This is a genomic window from Parviterribacter kavangonensis (assembly GCF_056863335.1).
In genome coordinates, this window is the sequence record NZ_JBXPJA010000001.1 from 2,279,061 (window position 1) to 2,299,041 (window position 19,981).

At 72.0% G+C, this 19,981-nt stretch carries 17 protein-coding genes; 2 read left to right on the plus strand and 15 right to left on the minus strand.

All coding sequences use genetic code 11. The features are described 5' to 3' along the window. Positions 1-13 precede the first annotated feature (13 nt). From AC1UE4_RS11675 to AC1UE4_RS11685, 3 genes are all read right to left on the minus strand, one after another. Entirely contained in the window at positions 14-1,627 is a 1,614-nt protein-coding gene (locus tag AC1UE4_RS11675) for a sensor domain-containing diguanylate cyclase (RefSeq protein ID WP_482917397.1), read from the minus strand. Positions 1,628-1,693: 66 nt separating this feature from the next. Further along, entirely contained in the window at positions 1,694-1,963 is a 270-nt protein-coding gene (locus AC1UE4_RS11680; RefSeq protein ID WP_482917398.1) for a hypothetical protein, read from the minus strand. Between the two features lie 12 nt (positions 1,964-1,975). Beyond that, a complete protein-coding gene (locus AC1UE4_RS11685; RefSeq protein ID WP_482917399.1) occupies positions 1,976-3,109 on the minus strand; it encodes a GNAT family N-acetyltransferase in 1,134 nt (377 codons plus the stop codon). A 21-nt stretch (positions 3,110-3,130) separates the two neighbouring features. On the opposite strand from AC1UE4_RS11685, the gene AC1UE4_RS11690 reads away from it, so the two are divergent. Beyond that, positions 3,131-4,369, plus strand: coding sequence for an aminotransferase class I/II-fold pyridoxal phosphate-dependent enzyme (locus AC1UE4_RS11690; RefSeq protein ID WP_482917400.1), 1,239 nt, complete (start codon positions 3,131-3,133; stop codon positions 4,367-4,369). A gap of 319 nt (positions 4,370-4,688) precedes the next feature. After that, on the plus strand, positions 4,689-5,024 hold the full coding sequence (locus tag AC1UE4_RS11695; protein ID WP_482917401.1) for an integration host factor, actinobacterial type: 336 nt from the start codon (positions 4,689-4,691) through the stop codon (positions 5,022-5,024). Between the two features lie 39 nt (positions 5,025-5,063). Here the strand turns inward: AC1UE4_RS11695 and AC1UE4_RS11700 are convergent, their stop codons facing one another. The 12 genes from AC1UE4_RS11700 to AC1UE4_RS11755 all read right to left on the minus strand — a co-directional run bounded on the left by AC1UE4_RS11700 (position 5,064) and on the right by AC1UE4_RS11755 (position 19,894). Continuing rightward, positions 5,064-5,624, minus strand: coding sequence for a VOC family protein (locus AC1UE4_RS11700; RefSeq protein WP_482917402.1), 561 nt, complete (start codon positions 5,622-5,624; stop codon positions 5,064-5,066). Beyond that, positions 5,621-6,097: a hypothetical protein gene (locus tag AC1UE4_RS11705; RefSeq protein WP_482917403.1), complete on the minus strand. Its 477-nt coding sequence runs from the start codon at positions 6,095-6,097 to the stop codon at positions 5,621-5,623. Before AC1UE4_RS11705 ends, AC1UE4_RS11700 begins: the two co-directional genes overlap by 4 nt. Positions 6,098-6,310: 213 nt before the next feature. Beyond that, positions 6,311-6,787, minus strand: a complete 477-nt coding sequence (locus AC1UE4_RS11710) for a hypothetical protein (protein WP_482917404.1) — start codon at positions 6,785-6,787, stop codon at positions 6,311-6,313. 15 nt (positions 6,788-6,802) lie between these two features. Next, on the minus strand, positions 6,803-7,462 hold the full coding sequence (locus AC1UE4_RS11715) for a phenylalanine--tRNA ligase beta subunit-related protein (RefSeq protein WP_482917405.1): 660 nt from the start codon (positions 7,460-7,462) through the stop codon (positions 6,803-6,805). Beyond that, a complete protein-coding gene (locus tag AC1UE4_RS11720) occupies positions 7,459-8,079 on the minus strand; it encodes a TlpA family protein disulfide reductase (RefSeq protein WP_482917406.1) in 621 nt (206 codons plus the stop codon). The genes AC1UE4_RS11715 and AC1UE4_RS11720 overlap by 4 nt, the downstream gene beginning before the upstream one ends. Beyond that, a complete protein-coding gene (locus AC1UE4_RS11725; protein WP_482917407.1) occupies positions 8,076-10,724 on the minus strand; it encodes an efflux RND transporter permease subunit in 2,649 nt (882 codons plus the stop codon). The genes AC1UE4_RS11720 and AC1UE4_RS11725 overlap by 4 nt, the downstream gene beginning before the upstream one ends. 13 nt (positions 10,725-10,737) lie before the next feature. Next, a complete protein-coding gene (locus AC1UE4_RS11730) occupies positions 10,738-12,312 on the minus strand; it encodes an MlaD family protein (RefSeq protein ID WP_482917408.1) in 1,575 nt (524 codons plus the stop codon). 29 nt (positions 12,313-12,341) lie between these two features. Then, entirely contained in the window at positions 12,342-13,751 is a 1,410-nt protein-coding gene (locus AC1UE4_RS11735) for an MlaD family protein (protein ID WP_482917409.1), read from the minus strand. Next, positions 13,748-15,511 (minus strand): MlaD family protein, encoded by a 1,764-nt coding sequence (locus tag AC1UE4_RS11740; RefSeq protein WP_482917410.1) that lies wholly within the window; start codon positions 15,509-15,511, stop codon positions 13,748-13,750. The genes AC1UE4_RS11735 and AC1UE4_RS11740 overlap by 4 nt, the downstream gene beginning before the upstream one ends. Then, positions 15,511-17,001 (minus strand): MlaD family protein, encoded by a 1,491-nt coding sequence (locus AC1UE4_RS11745; RefSeq protein WP_482917411.1) that lies wholly within the window; start codon positions 16,999-17,001, stop codon positions 15,511-15,513. Before AC1UE4_RS11745 ends, AC1UE4_RS11740 begins: the two co-directional genes overlap by 1 nt. After that, positions 16,998-18,557, minus strand: a complete 1,560-nt coding sequence (locus AC1UE4_RS11750) for an MlaD family protein (protein ID WP_482917412.1) — start codon at positions 18,555-18,557, stop codon at positions 16,998-17,000. Before AC1UE4_RS11750 ends, AC1UE4_RS11745 begins: the two co-directional genes overlap by 4 nt. Then, complete coding sequence (locus AC1UE4_RS11755) at positions 18,554-19,894, minus strand: MlaD family protein (RefSeq protein ID WP_482917413.1); 1,341 nt, start codon at positions 19,892-19,894, stop codon at positions 18,554-18,556. The genes AC1UE4_RS11750 and AC1UE4_RS11755 overlap by 4 nt, the downstream gene beginning before the upstream one ends. Positions 19,895-19,981: the final 87 nt, after the last annotated feature.

Genomic DNA, 19,981 nt, shown 5'->3' on the forward strand with positions numbered 1-19,981 from the left:
ACGAGGCGTGCGATCAGGCCGCAGTTTGCGGCAACTCGGCCGCGACGGCGGCGGCGGTCTCGACGCGGTTGCGCCCCCGCTCCTTCGCCGCGTAGAGCGCGCGGTCGGCGCGCCGCATGAGCTGGTCGGCGTCGCCGCCGTCGCCGGGGAGCGACGCGACGCCGAAGCTCGCGGTGATCGGGACGCCGACCCCGTCGACCGCGATCGCCTCGGTCGCGGCACGCAGGTGCTCGGCCGCCTGCACCGCGCCGGCCAGGTCGGTGTCGGGCAGCAGCGCGATGAACTCCTCGCCGCCCTGACGGCCCACGAAGTCGCTCGCGCGCAGCGTCGCGGCGAACGTCCGCGCCGCCGCCGACAGGACGTCGTCGCCCTTGTCGTGGCCGAAGTGGTCGTTGATGCGCTTGAAGTGGTCGAGGTCGACGGCGATGACGGCCATCGGCAGGCCGGACCGCGCCGCCTGCGCGACCATGCGCCGCAGCGTGTCGGCGATCGCGCGCCGGTTCGGCAGCCCGGTCAGCGCGTCCGTCGCCGCGCGCCGCTCCGCGATCGCGAGGTTGCGCATGTTCGCCAGCACCGGCGCTGCCTGGGCGACCGTGTCGTCGAGGACCTGCAGGGAGATGTCGTCGAGCGGCTCGTCGTGGCTGACCTGCATCGCGCCGATGACCTCGCCCTGGACGAGCAGCGGCGTGCACGTCGTCAGCTCGGCCGCCGCCTTGCCGCACAGCGAGCACTCGAGCAGCTGGTTCTCCGCGCTCGAGAACGTCTGGCCCAGCCGCACGGCGAGGCAGTCGCGCGGCGCCGCGTCGACGAGCTCGGCCGCCAGCGCGGAGCCGGCCCCGACGGCGGTCACGGCCTCGAGCCGGTCGGCGCTGTTGTTGCGCTGCAGCACTACGACGTCGGTGCCGTCCAGCGTGCGCTCGAGGTGGCGCTTGACGAGATCGTGCGCGTCGGACTCGCTGTCCATGAACTGCAGCGCGCGGGCGAAGGAGGCCTGCGCCTCCCGGCGGCGCGACTCGGCGCGGTCGTAACGGGCCCGGGCGGACGCGCGGCGGCCGAACACGAGCCAGCCCACGAAGCCGAACACGCCGCCCAGCAGCAGCACGAGGAAGGCGGACGAGCGCGTGGCGCTGTCGAGCGCGCTCTGCCGGCGCTCCGCCAGCCGTCCCAACAGCGTGGCGTCGGCGCGCCGGAAGCCGTCCATGACCGCCTTGCGCGAGATCGACTCGGTCAGCGGCGCCTCCGGCTCGACGCCGGCCCGCACGTCGGCGAGAAGGCGCTCGGCCTTCGCCGTCCAGGCCCGCGCTGCGACGTCGGTGTCGTCGATGAGCGCGTGCGTCCGGCGGTCCTCGGGATCGGTCAGGCGGCGCAGACGCAGGAGCGCGTCGTCGTAGTGCTCGATCCCGTTGTTGAAGGGCTCGAGGAACTCCTCCTGCTTGGCGTTCAGCAGGTAGCCGCGCAGGCCGGTCTCCTGGTCGAGCATCGCGGTGAGCATCCCCTCGGCCGCCTGCGTCTGAGCGAACGACTGCGAGACGGTCTCGCGCTGCGTGCGGCCGACGAGCCAGACGGTTCCGGACACGGCGAAGATGGCCAGCACCACGAGGGCGCGGTTGAGGACGCGGGGGGACATGCGCACCCCGTGTGGTCGGACGCTGCGCGCGCGCCTTGACGGCCGAACGGCCGGTCCCGCCGCCGTCTAGCGGCGCGGGTCGAGCAGGTGCACGTCGACGAGGAACGACCGCGTGGCGACGACCGGCAGGTCGCGGCGGCCGCGCCTGAAGCGGCGCATCGCCTTGCGGCTGCTGCGGCCGCGCAGCAGGGCGGCGATCCCGGCCCCGGCCACGAAGGTCGTCGCGCCGAGGGCGGCGGCCTGCTTGACGACCGTGCCCACGGGCTTGGCCGCGACGACCGGCCGCGGCTCCGAGGCGACGACCTCGGCGGTCTCGATGTGCTCGACGTCGCTCACGTCCGGCGGAGCTTAGTCGGTCGCCGCGATGGGTCGTTCGTAGACCCGGTAGCGCTTGACGACGCGCCCGCCCAGCGCCGCCATCCCCTGGTTGATCGGGTTGTCCTCGAGGATCCAGCCGAGCTCGCCCTCCCTCTGGGGGCGCCGTTCGGCGGTGTCGAAGTGCTCGATGTAGAAGCACGCCGCCACGCCGGTGTGCTGATGCGCGGGGTGGACGCCGAGGAACCCCACTCGGACGCGGTCGATGAGGCGCGCTCGGTTGAGGAAGTGCCACCAGCCGAACGGCAGCAGCCGCCCGTTCGTCTTCTTGAGCACCTGGTTGACGTCGAGCGGGCTCATCGCCACGCCGGCCACCTCGCCGTCGCGGGTCTCGGCGATCATGAACCAGTTCGGGTCGAAGACGAGCTGCAGCTCGGCCGCGTAGGCGTCGAGGTCCTCCTTCGAGTACGGCACGAAGCCCCAGTTGCGCGACCACGCCGCGTTGTAGACCTCGGCGAACGCGTCCATGTCGCGCCGCAGCGTGCGCCGCGTCATCCGCCGGATCGTGATCCCGTGCTCCTCGCGGGCCGCGCGGTCGAGGTCGTGGATGATCGGCAGGATCTTGCCGCGGTCGCCGATGTGCAGGTGCCACATGAGGAGGTCGACGGCCTTCGTCAGGCCCGCGTCCTCGCACAGCCGCTGGTAGTACGGCGGGTGCCACGGCTGGCGGATGTAGGGCTCGAGGTCGTTGCCCTCGATCACGATGCCGCTCTCGTCGTTCATCGTGAAGTCGGCCGGCCCGACGAGCTTGTCGCAGCCGCGTGCCCGCAGCCATGCCTCCGCCGCCCCGATGAGGCCCGCGAACGCCTCCGGGTCGTCCTCGAGCTCGATGAACCCGAACCAGCCCCAGTGCGACCCGTGGTACGCGTTGAACGCGTGGTCCACCTGCGCGGAGATCCGCCCGACCACGCGCCCGTCGCGGCGGGCGAGGAAGTACCGCGCCTCGCCGTGCTTGAAGAACGGGTTCATCCGCCGCGAGAGGAACTGGTGGCGCTCCAGCCGGAGCGGCGGGACCCACGCCGGATGGTCGCCGTGCAGCCGGAACGGGAGCTCGATGAACTCGTTCAGCCCGGCGCGCGAGGTGACTGGTTCGACCGTGACGGCCACAGGGCGTGCGACCCTATCCGAATGCCCACGCAGGTCGACGTCTTCGCCAAGGTCCGAGGTCATGAGCGCGAGGAGCAGCTTCGCGCGGCGCGCGAGGCGGACCTCCTCCCGTACTTCCGGCTCATCGAGTCGCCCGCCATGCCGGTCATGGAGGTCGAGGGGCGGCAGCGGATCATGCTCGGGTCGAACAACTACCTCGGCCTGACGGGCGACGCGCGCGTCAAGCAGGGCGCGCTCGACGCCGTGGAGCGGTACGGCACGGGGCTGACCGGGTCGCGCCTGCTGAACGGCACGACGCCGCTGCACCTCGACCTCGAGCGGGAGATCGCCGAGTGGATGGGCACCGAGGACGCGATCGTGTTCTCCACGGGCCACCAGGCGAACCTCGGGACGCTCGGCACGATCCTCGCGCCGGGCGACACCGTCATCGCCGACTCGGCCGACCACGCGTCGATCCTCGACGGCTGCCTGCTCTCGCGCGCGAAGCTGCGGCCGTTCCGCCATGGGCGCCTCGACAAGCTCGAGAAGCAGCTCGAGCGCGCGGAGGGCGACGGCGGCGGCGTGCTCGTCGTCGTTGACGGCGTGTTCTCGATGGAGGGCGACGTCGCCCCGCTCGCCGAGATCGCCGACCTGGCGAGCAGGCACGGCGCGCGGCTGATGGTCGACGAGGCGCACGGCGCCGGCGTGCTCGGCGCGCGGGGCGCGGGGGCGGCGGAGCTGCTCGGCGTCGAGGACCGCGTCGACCTGCGCATGGGGACGTTCTCCAAGTCGCTCGCCTCCTGCGGCGGGTTCCTCGCCGGGCCGTCCGAGGTCCTCGAGTACCTGCGGATCAACGCGCGGTCGTTCCTCTTCACCGCCTCGAACGTGCCGGCGTCGCTCGGCTCCGCGCTGGCCGCGCTGCGCGTCATCCGGTCGCCGGAGGGCGTCGCGCTCATGGAGCAGGTGCTGGCCAACGCGACGCACCTGCGCGACGGGCTGCGCGGGCTGGGCTACAAGGTCATCGAGCACGACGTCGTCACGCCGATCGTCCCCGTCCTCGTCGAGGACGACTGGAAGGCGGTGCTGCTGTGGAAGGCGCTCTACGACGCCGGCGTCTACGCGAACGTCGCCATCCACCCCGCCGTGCCGCCCGGCGGGGCGCTGCTGCGCACGAGCGTCATGGCGACCCACGACCCGGCCACGCTGGACCGCGCGCTCGAGACGTTCGCCGACGTCAAGGCGGCCTTCGAGGCGGAGCACGGGCCGCTCCCTCATAGCTAAGACCGGTTTTCGGATCGTGACCGTCGGGGCGCCAGCCTCGACATCTCGACCGGGGGTGGAGACTTCGCACGAAAAGCCCGCTCTGTGCACAAGTCCCGGTCCAGGTCATGTTGACGAGTTGTGACCGTCTGCGTACCTTCGCGATCGCGTCGACGAGACGTGGGACGGAGGCTTCGGCCGGCCGGGTGAGCAGTACGGGAGGGGGCATCCCGTGCCGACCGGTCGACCTCCCGGGGACCCGCGTCGTCGCTCGGCGCCGAGAGGCAATTCACACATGAGGGAGCCGGCCCGGCTGGCCGGCGGGGAGGAACACACGGGAATGAACGCGACAGCGACGATCGCCCCTGCGCCGCAGCACCTACGTGCGCTCAACCGCGCCAACGAGGTGCGGCTGGCTCGCGCGGAGCTCAAGCGACGCGTGGCACTGGGGGAGATCACCGCGGGCGACGTCATCCTGGAGTCACCGTGGGAGGCGGAGAGCATGGCCGTAGCAGACCTGCTCATGAGCCAGCGGCGCTGGGGTCATCAGCGGTGCCGCCGAGTGCTCGGCCAGCTTCCCGTCTCGGAGACGAAGACGATCGGCTCACTGACGGAACGCCAGCGCTTGGCGCTGGCGGCGCTGCTCGGAACGACCGGGCGGAGCATCCGCGAGTAAGGGGGCCCCGAGGCCGTCCCGGCGTCCGGGCGGCCGGCTTCAGGAGGCGTGTGGTGGCGGCGGGCCGGGGAGGATCCCCGGCCCGTCGACTGCTATCTCGACCACGTGGCCGTCGGGGTCGCGCACGTAGATCGAGCGCAGGCCGCCGCGGTCGAAGACGTCCGTCGTCTGCACGCCGCGCTCACGGAGGTAGTCGCGCCAGGCGTCCTGCTCCTCCGCGGACCCGACGGCGAACGCGAAGTGCTGCACCGATCCCGTCCCGACCGTCCCGGTCGGCAGCGAGGGGTACTCGAGGAACGAGATGAGCCTGCCCGGGCCGCCGTCGCCGAGCGCGAACCAGAAGTGCCGCGCGTTCGGGTCGTCGTCGCTGACGCCCTGGCGGACGAGCGAGAGCCCCAGCACGTCGCGGTAGAACGCCGTCGTCCGCTCGAGGTCGCGCACGACCGCGGTGAGGTGGTGCAGGCCCGTCAGCCGCATCCGCCGCGGCTCGTCGCCGCCGTATCCGCTCACCGCGCCGCCCGCGCCACTCTCGGCGCCGCTCGTGCCACCGGCGCCGCTCACTGCGCCGCTCTCGCCGCTCCAGCCGCTCTCCGGACTCATGCCCGCCACTTCAGCCCTCCCGCCTTCTTGGCGAAGCCATTTCGCAGTGCCCGGAACGCGAACCCTCCGGCGATGAGCGCGACCACGAGGATCGCCTCCTGCGGCACCGGCGTCCACCACAGCGGCATCGCGACGCCGATCGCGGTCAGCCCCGCCAGCAGCGCGCTGTGCGAGCGGTAGCCCGCGAAGTGCTCGCGGATCGCCAGCTCCAGCGCGGCGATCGACACCAGCGCGAGCCCGCCGAACAGCAGCACCGGCCGCGCGCTCCCGCCCACCGCGAACGCTGCGATGACGAGCACCAGCCCGCAGAAGATCGCCAGCTCGACCAGAGGGAACGGATGCCACGGCGCCTTCGGAGCCTCGTCCAGCCGCGCCTTCGGCCGCGGGGTCGCGGGCACCGGAGCGGGCGCCGCCGGCGACGGCGTCGCCGCGGCGCGAGGCACCGTCGTCCGCTTGCGGCTCCGCCGACCCATGCGACCGCAGCCTACCCCGACACCCGGCGTCGCCGAGCCACACGCTCCGGCGCGTTCCCGCGGGAACGCCTCACGCGGCACCGTCGGTTTCCGGCGCGATCGATGACCGCGAAACCGCCGCGTGACACCCTTCCCGCCGCGCCTCCGCGCCGCTTCTTCTTGGGCGCTCGAGCACGGCAACGAGACGCGTCGAGCGCAGCGACCGGCGGGATGTCAGGTGGCTAACGGACAGCCGGAGGACAGCTTCACGTGCCACCAGCCGGCGAGCATCCCGATGATGCCCAGCCGCGGGCGCACCTGCCAGACGCCGCAGCCGCCCTCGCCGAGGTCCGCGTTGCGGAGGCGGGCGAACTTGTACCGGCCGGGCTCGAGCAGCATCCGCTCGAGGAGAGCGCGGTTGCGCTCTTCGTACGAACCCCGGACTTCGAGGTGCCGGCGCGCATCCGACAGCCGCGCCTGCAGGGCGTCGCGATGCGCCTCGAGCTCCCCGAGGGACAGCATCCGCGGGCCCGGCTCGGCGTGCCCGACGCGGACCTCGAGGGCCATGCGCGGGAAGGCGGAGACGAACGTCTCGCCCAGCTTGCGCTCGAGGTCGGCGATCTGGCGGCGCAGCGTGCGACGCGCAGCCGCCTCGTCCACCCCGACGGTCTCGACGCGATGGAGCCCGATCTGCTCCGGAAGCGCGGCCATGCCTGAACGGTAGCGCTATCCGGGACCTTCTGACAAGGATTCGGCGGCCAGCCACAAGGCCTCCTCGACGTGGATCGCGGGCACGCCGCCGGGCTGGACCGTGAAGAGGAGCATCGCCTCGGTGTCGTCGTGGACGCCATGACCGGGCGCCGGATCGCCGAACAGCTCGGCCAGCGGTGAGGCGGCGTCGGCCACCACGAGGCGCCCCTCGCGCAGCGGCGGCGCCTCCGCGTCGCGCCCCAGCGACTCCCGCGGGCCGGTCAGCCGGATCCCGAGCGGCCCGTCGACCTTCGACGCGTCGAACGCCCACACCGGCACGCCGGTCTCGACGACCGCCACCAGCAGCGCGTCGTCGACGCGGTTCGTCGCCTCGAACCCGCCGTGCACGAGCCGCTCGAGGACCGCCTTCTCGACCGGCGTCCGCTCGACGTCCGGATCGAGCCCGATGTGGCGGAAGAACACGCGGTAGGCGTGCGGGATCGGATCGGTGCGCAGCGCGATCGCCCGTGCGCCGCCGAAGCGGTTCGAGAGCACCCGCAGCCGCTCCTTCATCCCCGCCGACGACCGTCCCGGCCGCGCCTCCACCCGGAGGGACCACAGGCGGAGGTCCGGCAGCTCCTCCGCGACGTCCGGGGAGACCCAGCCGGGCTGAGGGTCGCCGTCGGGGCCGCTCACCGGAGCGACCTCGCGAGCCTCGCGATCTCCTCGTCGGGCAGCGACTGGCGGGTCGTGCGGACGACCTTGCCGCCCTTGCGCGCGAAGGTCACCTGGGGGCAGCCGACGAGGCCGTAGATGCTCGCGACCGCGCCGTCGGCGTCGTAGCCGACGGGGAAGGGCCAGTTCCCGCTCAGGTCGTCGCGGTTGCCGCGCGAGCCGACGGCCGCGAACTGGACGCCGTCGACGGCGGGGGCGACGCGGGCGAACTGGCGCAGGATCCCGCGGCAGCGCTCGGCCTCCGTCGGGAAGATCGCGAGGACGACGGGGCCGCGCTCGGCGAGCTGGCAGACGTTGAGCACGTCGGGCCGCCGCACCTTGCACGCCGCGATCTCGCCGGCGTCGTCCTGGCCGTCCTCGCGCGCGACGTTCGCGTCCCCCTCGAGGTCGGAGGCGGCGAGCGGGACGGCGAAGGGAGCGAGCTCCGCCCCCGCGTTCGGCCCGCCCGGCGACACGCCCTCCGTGCGGAACGAGTTGACGGTGACGAGGACGACGAGCAGGAACGCCACGACGCCGAGGAACCACGTGTACCGGCTGGCACCCGGCGGCTTCGCGGGCGGCGGCGAGGGGGCGCTCATCCGTGACGTCGACCGGACGTCCGAGCTTGCGAGGACGGGAGGGCGAAACCGGTTCTCCTCCGCAACCGGGGCAGCGACAGCGCGACGCCGCGCTCGGCGAGCACGAGCACGGCCGGCAGCACCACCAGCACGCCCAGCAGCGAGACCGTCAGGTCGAGCACGGTCACGAGGCCGAAGTCGCGCAGCATCCGGATCTCCGACACGATCAGCACCGCGAACCCCGCGATCGCCGTCGCGCCCGACGCGAGCACCGCGGCGCCGGTCGACGAGTACGTCCGCCGCAGCGCCTCCGAAGGCTCGTGCCCGTCGGCGCGCTCCTGCCGGTAGCGCTCGGACAGCAGCACGCTGAACTCCGTGGAGATCGCGATCACGAGCGCGGCGAGCGTCACCGACATCGGGTTGAGCGGGATGCGGGTCAGGAACAGGATGAGCGCCGACCACCCGGTCGCGAGCACGATCGGCACGAGCGGGATAATCGCGCGCCGCGTCTCCTTCAGCGCCAGTCGCAGCACGACGAACACGGCGAGCAGCCCGACGAGCACCTGCAGCAGCCGGCGCCAGTGCGACGAGATCCGCTCGTTCGCCTCGGCGGCCAGCACCGGAAGGCCGGCGAGCTGCGCGCGCACGCCCGCGGGCGGGTCGAGCTCGCGCCGCATCGTCTCGATCAGCTCCTGCTGGCGCTCGAGCGGCATGAGCTTGATGCCGAATGCCATCGTCGCCGTGCGCCGGTCCGGCGACACGACGCTCTGCGAGAAGTACGGCGGCACCGCGTCCAGTAGCGCCTTGACCGACGACTCCGACGACGGCGCCGTGCTGAAGAGGTCGGGCAGCGAGAACGCCGGGCACAGCTCGGCCTGCCCGCAGCCGCGCTTGGCCGAGTACCCGAAGCGCTTGAGCACGTCGCGCTGGTAGGTCGTCATCCACGTGATGACCTTCGGATCGGCGACGTCGTCGGCGTCGACGATGACGTCGAGGTTCGACCCGACTCCCGTCGACTTCTGCAGCGCCTCGAGGTTCACGAGCGCTGGCAGGTCCTGCGGGACGAGCTTCTGCACGTCGGACTCCACGCGCGTCTGCGTGTCGAGCACCCAGCCGCCGAGGGCCAGCGCGGCCGCCACCGCCAGCAGCCGCGACGGGTGGCGCTGCGCGACCCCCACGGCGCCGCCCGCCACGCGCCCCGCGCCGGACCGCACGCCGCGCCACGGCGCCGACCGCCCGATCGCCCGCCCGGCGCCCCGCACCGGCGCGGCGACGAGGTCGCGCGCTCCGCGGCCCGCGGACGCCAGCGCCTCGGGCGCGGCGATGCCGCGCCGCGCCGCCACCAGCGCGGCCGTCCCCGCGACGAGCGCGACCGCCAGCGCCAGCACGATGCCGACGACGAGCAGGAGGCCGAAGCCGCGCACCAACGGCACCGGCGACAGCACGAGCACGAGGAACCCCGCCATCGTGGCCGCCGCGGCGGTGACCAGCGTCGGGGCTCCGAACCGCGCCGCCCGGTCGAGGTCGCCGCCCGCCTCACCCACGCGCGACTGCCACTGGATCGCGTAGTCCACCGCCAACCCGATGAGCACCGGCAGCACCGCGATCGAGCCCATCGTCAGCGACGCGCCCGCCAGCGACAGCGCGCCGAACGTCAGCGCCGTGGCGGCGAGCGCGACGACCAGCGGCAGCAGCCGCAGGGACGCGCGGAACACGAGCGCCAGCGTCGCCGCCATCACGAGCAACGCCGCGATCAGCAGCACGACGATCGAGCTCTGGACCTCGGCGGCCAACTCGACGAGGACGACCGGCGCGCCGGTCACCACGTACTGCCCGCCGCGTTCGAGCTTCCAGTCCGGCATCGCCACCGCGCGGCGCACCAGCTCGAGCGCGTGCGTGCGCTGCGCGTCCGAGAGGCCGGACTTCAGCCGCACCTGGACGAGCGCCGAGTCCTTGTTCGGGAACAGGTACGCGAAGCGCGCCTTCGGCGTCCCCGCCTCCTTCGCCGAGTCGAAGACGAGCCGCGACACGAAGTTGGGGTCATCGAGGCGCGGCTCGCTGCGCAGCCCGTACTTCAGCGCCAGCCGCACGACGTTGCGCGTGAACTCCGCGTTGACCAGCTGGCGCGCCTGGTCGGCGAGCCGCTTGGCCTCCGCGTCGCTGCGCCCGTTCGCCTTCGCGAGCTTGCGCGCCGCCTCGGCCGCGCGGTCGGCGCGCTGCGCCGCGTCGCGGTTCTGGCGGATGAACTCCTCGCTGAGCTGCCGGACCGACTCGTTGATGAACGTGCCGGGGCCGAAGACGACCTTGACCGGCTTCGTCCGACCCAGCTCGGCACACGGCCCGTTCCGCCCGCCGCGCGGCACGACGTTCGCCGGCACGTTGCCCGACAGGCAGCCCTCGAGCCCGAGCACGCGCGCGAGGTCCGACGTCAGCGTGAGGTCGGTCAGCTTCTCGCGGACGAGGATGATGACCGCGTCCTCGCCGAACTTCTGGTGGTAGCGGTCGGTCGCCTTCGCGCTCGCGCTGCTCTTGCCGACGAGCGCGTCGATGCCCGTGCTCGGCTCCAGGCGCAGCGCCAGGCCCGCGCCCAGCAGCGTGAGCGCGATCGTCACCAGCAGCACCGGCACCGGCCGGCGCGCCGCGAAGCCGACGACGCGACGCAGCATCAGGCGATCCCGATCAGCCGCTCGGCACGCGCGTGCTCGAGGCCGCCTCGCGCACGTGCGGGTACTGCGTGACCTCGCCGCCGGAGCTCACGAACTTGCCTTCCCTGACCTGGAACTTCGGCTGCTGGCGGCACGGCGGCGCCGGGGTCTCGCGGCCGGCGTTGTTGAACGCGTAGGACAGGATGTTGGTGGCCAGCGAGTTCGGCGTCGGCGGGTCGGGCGTCAGCGGGTTGTCGTCCGGCTGCGTGACGGACTGGAGGATCGGCAGCACGGCCTGCAGCGCGTTCGCGAGGTCCTCCGTGGCGCCCGTGACGGGGTTGCCGTTGCCGCAGTGGCGCGTCTCGAAGCTGAACAGGCCACCCGACTTGAGGTTCTCGTAGCCGCGCGGAGTCATGTACGGGTTCGTCCTGTTCGAGCCGAGCCGCCGCGGGTACACGGCGAGGTTCTCCGGGTTGACCGGGTTCTCCGTGCGCAGGTAGTGCACGCCGTCCGGCGTGGTCGCCTGGGTCACCGCCGGCACGTTCGAGAAGAACGAGCGGATCTCGTCGCGGTACTCGCTCAGGTAGTTCAGGATCGGGTTCAGCTGCTTGAGCAGCGGGTCGAACTCGCCCAGCGCGGGGCGCAGGTCGGCGAGGAACTGCCGTGTCGCCGGCAAGCCCCTCTTCGACGCCGTGATCAGCGGATCGAGGTCGGTGAACAGGCCCTTGAGGTCCGGCGCGAGCAGGCGCAGCTGCTCGAGCGTCGGCGAGAACTCGCGCGCCGCCGGCTTGAGCTGGTTGACGAGCGGGTTCGTGTCCTTGGCGAACTGCGTCAGCCGGTTGACCGTCTCGGTCGACTCGCGGTTGAACGTCGGCAGGATCCGGAAGATCGCCTGCAGGTCGGCGTCGCGCTGCGCCGTCGTCGTGAAGACCTGGTTGGCGTTGGAGATCGCGCCCTGCAGCTGGCCGCGGCGCTCGCTCAGCGCGTCGAACACGGCACCCGTGTTGCGCGTGACCTGGCGGACGGCGGGCGCCTGCGAGTTGAGGATCTTCAGCAGCACGTCGGCGTCCTGCGCGAACGGCTCGAGGTTGCCGAGCGCGTCGGAGATGTCGCGCGCGCGGCCCTTCGTGGCGACCGCCTGCGTCTGCATCCACGTCCCGAACGCGTCGCGCGTCTTCTTGTCGAACGCGCGGAAGATCTCGTCGAGCTCGACCGTCGGAGACACCTGCGACGTGCGCAGCGCCCCGCCCTCCGGCACGAGGCCGGCGGTCTTCGGGTTGCCCGGCGTCAGCTCGACGTACGTCTCGCCGAGCAGCGTCTTCTGCCGCAGGATCGCCTTCGTGTCCTTGGAGATCGGCGCGTACTTCTCCTCCATCTGCACCGTCGCCGTGCTGCGGCCAGTCGCCTTGTCGGTCTCGATCGTCTTGACCTTGCCGACCGGCACGCCGGAGATGCGGACGTCGGCCTCGACCGCGAGCTGCGTGCCCTCGGCGAACGAGACCTTGAACTGGTAGCCCTTCGGCTTCAGCGGGATCGGGCCGCCGAACGCGAGCCAGAGGAACAGCAGCAGCCCGAAGCACGACAGCGCGAAGCCGACCATGACGAGCATCCGACCGAGGGTGGGTGCCTGCTTCTGCACTACTTGCCCCCCACCGGTAGCGACGGCAGCCCGGACGCGCCGCTCGGGTTCGACCCCGGCACGTTCGTCCCCGAGCCGCCGGCCTGCGTCGAGGTCGGGCACGCCGTCGAGCTCGTCGGCACGCCGGACAGCTGGGTGATGAGACCCAGCCGCGGGTCGGCGGCGATGATCGAGTCGAGCACGCGGGCGGTCGAGCAGGAGAGCACGACGACGCCGTGGCGGATCGGCCCGTGCGCGTCCTGCGTGCCGAACAGCAGCGCGCCGAGGTGGTTGGCCCACGACGCCCAGAAGAGGAAGCCCTCGTCGCTCGCGCCGGGCGGGTTGTAGGCCAGCTCGTTGAAGAAGTAGTTGACGACGTCGAACGTGCGGACGAGGTCGGGCGTCAGCTTCGACAGGCCGCGGGCCGCCGGGCGCAGCGCCTTGACCACCGGCTGGACGTCGCGCGCGAACGGGCGCAGCTGGTCGCGGATGACCGGCGTCGTCTCGCGCAGGAACGGCCGCGTCTGGCGCAGCGTCGGGCCGAGCGCGCGGGCCGTCGGGCGGAGGTCCTCGAGCGTCGGGCCGAGCACGCGGGCGAGCTGGTCGGCCTTCGACAGGCCGGTCTGCGTCGCCTGCAGCGTCGACGGCAGCTGCTGGAGCGCCGAGCGGAGGTTGCGGTCCTGGGCCGCGAACGACTTGAAGACCGCGTTCGATGAGTCCACGAACTGCGCGAGCTGGTCGTCCTTCTCGCCGATCGCCTCGACGAGCAGCCGGAGGTTGTGGATCGATCGCGAGATGTTCTGGCGGCGATCCTGCAGCGCGGTCGAGACGCGGCGCAGCTCGCGCGCGCCGGGCTCGAAGCGCTTGAACGTCGCCGCGAGGTCGTTGCCCGCGCCGCGCAGGCCGCCGCCGGCGCCGTTGACGAGCAGCTTCAGGTAGTCGCGCGTGTCGCGGTCGAGCGCCGACAGGATCTGGTCGAACTTGACGTCCGGCAGCGTGTTCTGGACCGGGATCGTCGTGCCCTCGGCGACCGACTTCAGGTTCGGGCTGCCCGGCGACATCTCGATGACCATGTCCTCGAGACCGGTCTTCGGGCGCAGCAGCAGCGTCGCGTCGCTCTTGATCCGCGACGCGTACTTGCGCCGGATCTTCATCGTCACGATCGCGCGGCCGTCGTTCAGCTCGACCTTCTGGATCTCGCCGACGTTGACGCCGGCGATCGTCACGGTCTGGCCCTGGCCCGGCGTGACCGCCTTGGCCGTCGAGAACTCGCCCTTCAGCGTGAAGAAGTCGGTGCCGAGCAGCGGCACGCTCGGCGGCAGGTAGAAGCGCTGGTTGGAGAGGATGTAGCCCGCGACGCCGGCCGCGATGATCCCGAGGACGATCAGCGCCGCGAAGTCGCCGAGGTGCTTGCGGATCGCGGTCTTCATCCGTTCGACCCCTTGCCGCGGAACGGGTTGAGCCGGCTCAGCAGCTCGGACGTCACCGAGGAGCTCGACGCCGCGCGGGCGGTCGTGCCGCTCTTCGACGCCGCGCGGGCGCGGGCGCCGGCGGTCACGCCGGTCACCGGCACGAGCGACGGCAGGTCGGTGAGCTGCGGCAGCGCGGGCGTCGGGCCGACCGGCGTGCTCGGGCTGCCGCTGGGCGTGCCGTCACCGGCGCTGCCCGCCGACGGGCCCTGGCCCCAGTTGGGCGGGCCGGTGCGCGCGGAGTTGATGTCCGGGATCTCGTTCTTGTAGCAGTCGACGTCCGGGCGGTAGGCGGGGCGCTTGCCCTGCCACACCGGGCGCACGCCGATCGGCGTGGCGGCCGGGTTGCCGAACAGCTGCGTGTTGCTCGAGTTCGACGTGCCGGTCGACAGCGTCTGCGTGCCGCCGCCCGGCTGGAAGCGGACGTACTGGCCGTTGCCGTCGAAGTTCTGCGACTCGCCGGCGAGCCCGACCATCGTGTACCAGAACTCCTTGTAGTTCTCGACGCCGGTCTCGAACACCTTGCGGCTCGCCGGCTCGACGATCTTGATGTCGCCGGTCGGGAGGATGACCTCGTTCAGGCACCGCGCGAAGAGGTTCTGCAGCGGGAAGAACGTGACGGCCGCGTCGGTGGCGACGGCGAGGTCGTGCGCGGTCGGCTTGAGCTCCTTCGCGAGGCCCTGCAGCTCGGACGGCCGCATGAGCGCGCGCGCCTGCGCGATCCACGGGAACGCCGCGTTGATCGTCGGCGCCGTCTCGCGGACGCCCGGCAGGATCTCGCGCGCGAAGGCGCGCACCGACGGGAACGAGCTGTTGAGGTCGGCGAGCGTGCGGTCGGCGGTCGACAGGACGCCGGGCAACTGGCGGATCGAGGCGCTGACGTTGCTCTTCTCGTCGCCGAAGATCGCGAGCGTCGTGTTGAAGTTCTCGAGGAAGTCCTGCAGCAGCGACTCGTTGCGGCCGAGCGCGGCGCTGACCTTCTGCAGGCCGGCGAGCGTCTTCGACAGGTCGTGCTTCTCCGTGCCGAGGAAGGCCTGGTTGACGATCGACGCGCCCTTCAGCGCCGGACCCGCGTCGTCCGCCGTGTCGTTGAGGGACTTCGCGCCCGTCTCGCCCTTCGTCGAGTCGTCCTCGTCGGCCATGAGGGCGTCGGAGTCCTTCGGGTCGCCGACGAGCGCCGTGCCGTACTCGGCGAGCAGCGTCTTGAGGTCCTCGCGCGTGTTGTTCTGCAGCGCCGAGAGCACCTCGTCCAGCTGGACCGGCGCGCTCGTCTGCGTGACGCGGATGGTGTCGCCGTCGTCGATCGTCGGCGCCTGCGGCGAGCCGGGCGAGAGGTCGACGAAGAAGTTGCCCTCGAGGAAGATGCGCGGGCGGATCTTGAGCGTCGCGTCCTTGTGGATCGGGAGGCCCTTGTCCTGGATCTCCATCTCCACCATGGACATGTTCGTGTCCTTGTAGCGCGTGATCTTCTTCACGCGCCCGACCTCGACGCCCGCGATGCGGACGGGCGAGTTCGCGCGGATCGAGTTCGACGTCTCGAAGACCGCCTTCATCCGGAAGCCCTTGGTGAAGGGGATGTCCTTCGTGAAGCCGAGGAAGATGAGGACGCCCGCGACGACGAGCGTCACGATCGCGACGGTGACCGGGCTCGCGCCGCGGCGGTCCTTGCGCGGGATCCGCGCCTCGTCGTCGCCGCCACCGCGCCGGAACGGGTTGCGCATCAGCCGCCTCCCACCTGGTCAGCGGGCTTGTCCTGCGACGGGAGGCTGCCCTCGCTGTCGCGGATGATCTTCGTCTTCTCGGTCGTCGTGCCCTGGTTGCCCGGCACGTTGCCGATGACGGTGCGGCCCTTGAGCCACGGCTCGTTGCCGGCCTCGCACTCGGTGATGCGGTCGCCGCCGGGGGTGTTCGGGAGCGCGTTCGTATGCAGGAAGTTCGCCTCGGTCGAGCCGCCGTCGCCGTTGCCGGTCTTGCCGTTGGCCGGCGCGCTCGACGGGCCGCCCTCGTTGTTCACGCCGAGCGGCGCGGAGATGATGATGAACCGCTGCCACGTGCCGTTGTTGTCGCCCTCGGACAGCAGCGAGGCGACGTTGCGGAACCAGATCGACGCGTAGTTGCAGACGGTCTGCGTCGGCGCGAGGTCCGCGACCGTCGGGCGCAGGATCTTCGTGGCCGTCCGCAGGCCGTTGATGCCGAGCGTCGTCATCGGGTCCTCGGCGAAGTCCTGCAGCGCGCGGAACGTCGGCTTGAGCTCCTCGTTGAGCTGGATCGTGCGCGGCAGGACCTTCTGGCCGACCACGAACGCGTCGGCGAGGTCCGGCGCGGCGAGGCGCAGCTGGCGGATGCCCGGGCGCAGGAGCCGGAAGAGCTCCTCGTTGTTCGCGAGGAACGCGCGCTGGGTCGGGAAGCCCTCGATCGCCGCCTCGAGCGCCGCCGGCCCGGTCTCGATCGACTCCTGGATGTCGCCGCGGACGTCGGACAGCGCGCGGAACGTCGTGTCGAGCCCGCGGAAGAGCGACGCCTGCTCCTCGGCGACCGGCGCGGTCTCCGCCGCCGCCTGGCCGAGCCCGCGGAAGAACCCGCGCAGATCGGCGCGCGGGTCGGCGAGGTTCTTCATGACCGGCTCGAGGTTCTTGAGCACGCTCGGCAGCACCCCGAGGGCGGCGTTGAGCGACTGGCCGCGGCCGGCCAGCGCGCCGCCGAACTCGTTCGTGTTCGCGCGCATGCCCGCGCGCGTGGGCTCGTCGAAGGTGGAGAAGAACTCGTCGATCTCGACGGGCGCCGGCGTGGCGTTGCGCAGCGGGATCGTCGACCCCGTCTCGAAGCCCTCGCGCGACGTGCCCTTCGTGATCTCGAGGTACTTCAGGCCGAGCGCCGACCGCGGCCGGACGATGACCGACGAGTCGTTCGGCAGCGGCTGCACCGCGGTCTCGAGCTTCAGCGACAGCTCGGCGATCGTGCGGCCGTCGCGCAGGCGCTTGGGCGTGATCTCGTTGATGACGCCGACGCGCGTGCCGCCGATGCGCACCTCGTTGCCGCGCACGAGGTTCGCGGCGTTCGGGACGTCGGCCTTCAGCTCGTACGTGGGCACGAACGGCAGCCCGTTGTTCGCGTTGTACGCGAGGAACACGGCGACGATGACGACGAGCGTCGTCGCCGCGCCGATGAGCACGGGGTTCGCCGCGATGGACGCCGCGCCGCGCCGCCTCACGAGTCCCCTCCGAGCAGGTAGTCGAGCAGCCCTTCCTGCGTGGCGTCGGTCGTGCTCTGCGTGCCCGAGCCGGAGGACTGCGCGGGCGCGGCCTCGGTCGTGGGCGCCGCGGCCTGCGTGTCCTGGCCGGGCAGGAGCGCCGGCAGCTTGAGCGCCTTCGCGTCGGTGGCGGCCCCGCGCTGCTTCGCCGCGTCGGTCTGGCGGCGCTGCGCATCGGAGGCCTGCTTGGACGCCGACTGGCTCTCACGGAGCTTGTCGACGCCGAACGCGCTGAGGATGTTCGAGCGGTCGACGCTCGCCGCGCGGGCCGCCGCGGACTCGCCGCGCGTGAAGCGCGCGCCGCAGCCCGGCTGCTGGTCGGTCGAGTACTGCGAGCAGGTGTTGACGATCAGGCCGGCGCGCAGGTAGTGGCCGAACTGGTCGTAGCCGTTGATGGCACCCACTTGGTAGAAGATGTAGTCGAGCAGGCGCTCCAGGCCGCCGGTCTCGCGCAGGCTCTGCGTGAGGTCGCCGAGGTCCTTGGCGAGCGGCGCCGCCTCGTCGGTCAGCCGCCGCAGGTCGTCGATGATCGGCTTGCTCGCCAGCAGCGCCGGCCGGCCGACGTCCGCGGTCTCGCCCAGCGACTTCAGCGCCGGGATGCTCGCCTGCGCGAACGGGCCCTGCTCCTTGAAGAGGCGGTTGATGGAGGGCGCGGCGGCGTCGAGGTCGCTCAGCACCGGGCGGAACTCGTCGGAGAAGCTGCCGAGGCGCTGCATCGTCGGCTTGAGCTCGGCGAGGAACTGCGGCAGCAGCTCCAGGTTGCGCTCGAACTGCGCGCGCCGCTCGGCGGTCGCGCGGTTCACGTCGTCGGCGTTCTCGATGAAGCTCGTCAGGCGGCGGCGGTCGCGCGCCAGCGGGGCGAGCACGGTGTCCGAGTTGCGCGCGAGCTGGCGCAGCACCTGGTTCTGCTCGCCGAGGATCTTGAGGACCTGGTTGACCGCGCCGAGCGCCGGGTTCGCGCGGCGGATCGTCTCGTTGAGGTCCTCCGCGCGGCCGCCGACGGCGGCGCCGAGCTCGTTGAGGATGATCGACAGCCGCTGGCGCTGGGGCAGGCGGTTGATGTTGTTGATCAGGTCGGTGTCGACCGGCTTGGAGGTGCGGTCGACGGGCAGAAGGTGCGCCCCCTCGCCGTCCTCGCCGTCCGGGATGACGCCGAGCGCGGGCGGCGGCTGCGCGCCGTTCGTCCGCGGCTCGGTCAGCGAGCACTCGACGTACTTCTCGCCGATGAGCGACTGCGGGCGGATCGTGCACTTCGCGTCCCGGCGGAAGTCCGCGAACTCGGGACGCGTGATCTTCACCGTGACGGCGGCCTTGTTGTCCTTCGTCACGTCGAGCGCGTCGATCTTGCCGACGTTCACGCCCGCGACGCGGACGTCCTCGCCCTCGATGAGCGAGAACGCGTTGTCGAAGATGATGCGCAGGCGGTAGTCGCCGTCGTCGCCGTCGGCGCCCGTCCCGAGGACGAGCACCACGCCGGCGGCGATCAGCACCGCTCCGATGGCGATCAGGCGCTTCACGGCCCCGGGATCACCTGCCGCGCGTCGCAGTCGAGGGTGCCGTCGTCGGTGAACGGGTTCGAGCCGTCCGGCGCCGGCTGCACCGCGGCGCCCGGGCAGCGGCGGAACATGCCCGTCTGCAGGCCGGCGAGCCGGTCGTCCGGGTCCTGCGGCGTCAGCAGGCCGCCGGCCGCGTTGTCGGCGAACGAGAACGAGTTGAAGATCGGCTGGATGCGCGCGATGTGGCCGTTGGCGTCGTACGGCGCCGCCGAGCTGCCGAAGTCGCGGAACCAGCCGACGAGGTCCGGCGTGTAGGGCCGGATGAAGTCGAGCACCGGGATCGACCGCTTGACCGCCTTGACCGTGTTCTGCAGCGACGGCGAGGCGACCTGCGCGAGGCGCGGCGCCTTGTTGTTGAGGTCGATCAGGTCGTTGTTCGGGCCGGGCGACTTGATCGCCGCGCGGAGGTCGCTGATCGTCGGGCGCGCGTCCTTGACCAGCGGGCGCAGCTCGCGCAGGAAGCGGGCGAGGTCCTTCGTGGCCGGCTTGGACTCGGCGACGAGCACGTCGAGGTCGTCCAGCGTGCCGCGCAGGTTCACGAACGTCGAGTTGGCGCGGCGCAGCGTGTTCGGCAGCTGCTGCAGCGTCTGGGAGAACGCGGCGTTCTCGTCGGCGATGCCCTGCGCGGCGTTGTTCGCGTTCGAGACGAGGTCGGTGACGGTGTCGCGCTTGGCGGCGATCGCGGTCATCGTCTTCGCGGCGTCGATGATGAACTGCTGCAGCGTCTTCGAGTCGTAGGTCAGCTCGTTGACGAGCTCGCGCGTCGTGGAGATCGCCGGGTTGAAGTACTTCGCCGCCTCGTTGGCCTGCTTGCCCTTGCCCTCGTACTGCTGCGCCGAGCCCTGGATGACCTTCTGCAGGTCGGCGCGCGCCTTCGGGTCGAGCGTGTTGAAGAGCTGGTCGAGGTCGACGATGTCCTGCGTCTTGGACGTGTCGAGCAGGGCGCCGTCGTCGAGCGCCTTCGCGTTGTTCGGGCCCGGCGTCAGCTGGATGTAGCGGTTCGCGATGCCCGACAGCGAGGTCGCGCGGATGACCGCGCGCGTGCCCTCGCGCAGGGGCGAGAACTCCTTCGAGACCGCGATCTCGATCCGGGCCCGGTTGTCGTTGGTGAGCTCGATCTTGCGGATCGAGCCGATGCGCCGCCCGCCCACCTGGACGTCGTCGTCCTTCACGAGCTGGCCCGCGTTCTGGAACTCCAAGCGGTACGTCGTCCCCTTGTCGCCACCGAGCAGCACCACCGCGACGAGCACGGCGGCGAGCGCAAGGGCGGCGAGTGCGATCACGCGTCCGGCGTTCACGCAGGGCACCTATGGCAGTTGTTCGGGTGGTCGGGAAGGTGGGACAGGGGGATGCTTCCGGAAGATGGTTCTTCGGGCGGGCCGATG